This is a genomic window from Mucilaginibacter sp. (assembly GCF_036383575.1).
In the GTDB taxonomy this organism is placed as follows: Bacteria; Bacteroidota; Bacteroidia; order Sphingobacteriales; family Sphingobacteriaceae; genus Mucilaginibacter.
In genome coordinates this window covers 1-3871 of sequence record NZ_DASVOB010000607.1, presented here as the reverse complement: position 1 = coordinate 3871, position 3871 = coordinate 1, and the positions used below count along the sequence as shown (strand labels likewise).

4 protein-coding genes and 1 pseudogene are annotated in these 3871 nt (G+C 41.9%); all 5 read right to left on the bottom strand.

All coding sequences use genetic code 11. From position 1 onward, the window contains the following. Positions 1-540: hypothetical protein (locus VF500_RS21670; RefSeq protein ID WP_330861679.1), on the bottom strand; the 540-nt coding region annotated here is incomplete at its 3' end. Between the two features lie 610 nt (positions 541-1150). Continuing rightward, positions 1151-1804 (bottom strand): annotated as a pseudogene (locus VF500_RS21665) (phosphatidylserine decarboxylase family protein); the annotation flags it as partial. Positions 1805-1830: 26 nt separating this feature from the next. Next, positions 1831-2637: a phosphatidate cytidylyltransferase gene (locus VF500_RS21660; protein ID WP_330861678.1), complete on the bottom strand. Its 807-nt coding sequence runs from the start codon at positions 2635-2637 to the stop codon at positions 1831-1833. Then, entirely contained in the window at positions 2634-2846 is a 213-nt protein-coding gene (locus VF500_RS21655) for a DUF2007 domain-containing protein (RefSeq protein WP_110586323.1), read from the bottom strand. Before VF500_RS21655 ends, VF500_RS21660 begins: the two co-directional genes overlap by 4 nt. Then, entirely contained in the window at positions 2847-3791 is a 945-nt protein-coding gene (locus VF500_RS21650) for a CPBP family intramembrane glutamic endopeptidase (protein ID WP_330861677.1), read from the bottom strand. Positions 3792-3871 lie beyond the last annotated feature (80 nt).

The following is a 3871-nucleotide window of genomic DNA, read 5'->3' as shown; positions in this document are numbered from 1 at the left end:
AACCAATGCACTCTTAAGCCATTGCTTATGCCCGCCGGGAAGTGATGAGAAAAACACATTATTATTTTTATTAAGCCTGGTATCAAGCCATACGGCATAAAAAGTATCCTTATCGTCGCAGGCAATGTTCATCAAGCCTTCTGGTGCCGAGCCTTTAATGTCATTCAACAAACCCTTATATTGCCATTTTCCGCTGGCCCCATTACTGAGCATAAAGAAGTGGATATTACCATCCTTATCCATTGCAGTAACAATACTATAATGAGATGAGCAGGCCAGCTGAGGCCCCCTTGCCATCCCCAAATGCATTTTAGCAACTACACCAACCAAAACGGGTGCCGAAAACGAATTGCCTTTATCTGACGACGCTGAACAAAATATACTATCCTGTCTGCCAAAAACAACCCGTATAACGCCGGCATTATCAATACCGATTTGAGGTTGTTGTCCCTTAGAGATCGCACATTCACGCGGGGCGCTCCGAAATCCTAAACAAAGCATAACAAGAGCAAAAACAATTGATTTATGGAACGGGTGCATAAGTATGATATTTTTAAACAGAACCTAAAAAATAAAAGTATAACTATTTGGTCAATATTCGGTATAACATTACAGGTATAGCCACGGTTAAAATAAATGAAGCTTGTCTTAGAAGCTGTTTAAAAACGAATGGAAATTTTTTGTAGAGACGCATCACATGCGTCTCCCGGCGGACAAGCCAATTTAAAAGGCTTCTAATTCCGTCGGAAATTGCACGCGGGAGACGCATATGATGCGTCTCTACATTTAAAAGCAATCAAATTTAAACAGCTTCTTAGAAGTTCACGATCATTTCTAAACGAAAAAAGGCGGTGATTTTTTTATCTCACCGCCTTGCTAAAATTATGTTAATCTGATTTTATTCCTTATCGTCTTCAGAATCAGCCTTTGGAGAGCTCTTTTTAACGGTACGCTCCTTCGGTGCTTTTTCCCCTTCTTCTGCAGGCGCTTCAACCGCTTCAGGCTGATCAACCACCAGCGATGGGCTTGGCGCAATGCTGTTCAGCGTTGGCGTTTCTTCTACCAGTACAGCCGGTTCAACAGGAGCAGCAGGCTCAGGAGTAACAATAGCAGCTGGTTTCTTAGCTGCTTTTACAGGTTCAGGATCAACCAGCTCGGCCAAAACGGTACGACCGCCTTTTACCACATCGCCAATATTAACCAATATCTTAGTTCCCAACGGCAGGAAAACATCCACCCTTGATCCAAACTTAATAAAGCCAAACTGCTGACCCTGATCAACAATATCACCTTCTTTTACATACCATACAATACGGCGGGCCAATGCGCCGGCTATCTGCCTGAACAATACAGTTACACCTTTACTGTTTTCAATAGCGATGGTTGTACGCTCATTTTCTGTTGACGACTTGGGGTGCCAGGCCACCAGGTATTTACCTTTATGGTATTTAAAATAGCTTACCACGCCCGCAATTGGGTTACGGTTAACATGCACGTTAACCGGCGACATGAAAACCGAAAGCTGAATGCGTTTATCTTTTAAAAACTCGGTTTCTTCAGTTTCTTCTATCACCACAACCTTGCCATCGGCAGGGCACAGGATAGTATTTTCAGCTGTTTCAATATCAAAGAACGGACTGCGGAAAAACTGCAGAATGATCAAAAATAAAGCACCCGAAAAAATATAAACTATCCATTTTAAAGTATGCGCCGTAGGCATGTAAAACTGGATCAGCGCATTCAGCACAAAAATGAACAGGATAGTAATAGCGAGTGAGGTATAGCCTTCTTTATGTATGGTCATTATTTATAGGGTTTAATACAAAACTACTAATTTGAAATTAAGTACAGGTATGCATATACAATTGGCGCAGCCATCAGGAGGCCGTCAAACCTGTCGAGCAGGCCGCCGTGACCCGGTAATATGCCACCTGAGTCTTTTACGTTGAGGCTTCGCTTGAACATGGATTCAACCAGATCGCCCATGGTGCCAAAATTTGATATAATGAGCGACATGATGATCCAGTCAAAACAATTGTACTCTGTATAAAAACGGCTCAAAATATATGCAGCAACCGCACAGATCAGAATGCCTCCGATAAAGCCCTCCCATGATTTTTTAGGCGAATGCCTCTCGAACAGCTTATTACGGCCAAACTTGCTGCCCACCAGGTAAGCGCCGGTATCATTGCTCCACAGCATGATCAAAAAACCAAGTGGTACGTGAAAGTTAAAAACCCCATCGCCACGCGTAAAGGCCATTGCATGGAAAAATATAAATGGCACAACAGCCATTAATAAGCCCAGATAAGTAAAACCGATATTGGTGAATGGCGCGGTAGATTTTTTATACAACTCGCCTATTGGGATAAAGCTAAGCAGTATGGGTAGCAGGATAATATATTTATATGCCGGAAAATAGCAGTTGGCCGCAAAAAAGAAAAATAGGATCCCCCCTGCAAGTACACCTGTAAAACGCTCAGGCTGCATACCGCCCTGTTTAACCAGCTTATAAAATTCCAGCAGGCAAAACAAACTCAACACCAGGTAAAACACACTAAATACATAAGGGCCTAACAAATTAGACCCAATCATTACGATAATAAAAAATAAGCCAGTAATGGCGCGTTGTTTCATATATTAATTTGATTGAGGATCATGATCTCAATAGCTTTACTAAAATCCTCCTGGTGAATGTAAACCTCTATCTCGCCAAAGGTGCGATGTGAAGAATCCTGTTTATTAAGCAAAACGGTATCAATATGATTCCCGGTAAGCATTTGCTTAACAATTTCTGATTGGTAAAAATTAGTTGAAGTAAAAATTTTGACCCAGTTTTTTTCCATTTAACTAAGCAGCGGGCTTTTTCCTTTAGCTGTATTTCTGTACATAAAAAGCAAAATTAAAATAATTATCACGCTTAACGCATAGCTCTGGTAATTAAATACGTGCTGATCGTTAGGATCAAGTGTTATTCTTTTCTGTTGATACAGGTACAGGATCACTACCTGGGTTGCATTATTTAAAAAATGCGCCCAAACACTTGTCCAGATACTCCCGCTCCACATTACAAAATAGCCAAAAAACACCCCTAACGCCACACGCGGCAAAAAGGTAAAAAACTCCATATGGAAAGCACTGAACAGGATGGCCGTAATCCAAATGGCCGCGTGGGGATTTCCTGTCCACCTTATCATGATGGTTTGAAGCGCCCCCCTGAATAAAAACTCCTCGGCAATGGCAGTTAATAAACCAACAACCAGCACTGCAAAAAGCATATCCCATACAGTTTTCATTTGCAGCATAGTATCGGTGGCTTTTTGCGCCTGGGCTTCCATAGTGCGTAAAATATCCTCAAGGCCTTTCAAAGGAGCAGGCAATGCCAGTTTTTGATTGACGTTTACCAGCACTTCCATAACTGGCGATGAACAGATCATAATAGATAAGATCAGCAGCAATAACACAGGCGGAAACCCCGGAGTGATTTTCAGATAATCCCCCGGCTCCCTTACTATAAAGCGGGCAAAAATTACCGGGGCAAGATACAGGGGTAAAGTGGTGCTGATGATCTGTAATGTCCATAAGGCTGCGCCTGCATGCGGGTTTTGAGTATTAAAGCTCAACGCATCACCAAGAGTTTTAGCGCCGAATACGACACCGATAATACCGGCAGCTATTAAACCGCACACTATCAGCATCCCTATGGTTAGTACTATTAATATAATAAATTGTAAAAACGGCGTTATTTGACTTCCCTGTGGCTGAGGGGATTGAGATGGGGCTTTTATCATTCGATGTAAAATTCGTATTTTTGCAGGCTAAAGATAAGGATGTCTGTACAAATAGGAAATATTGATTTAGGGGAGTTCCC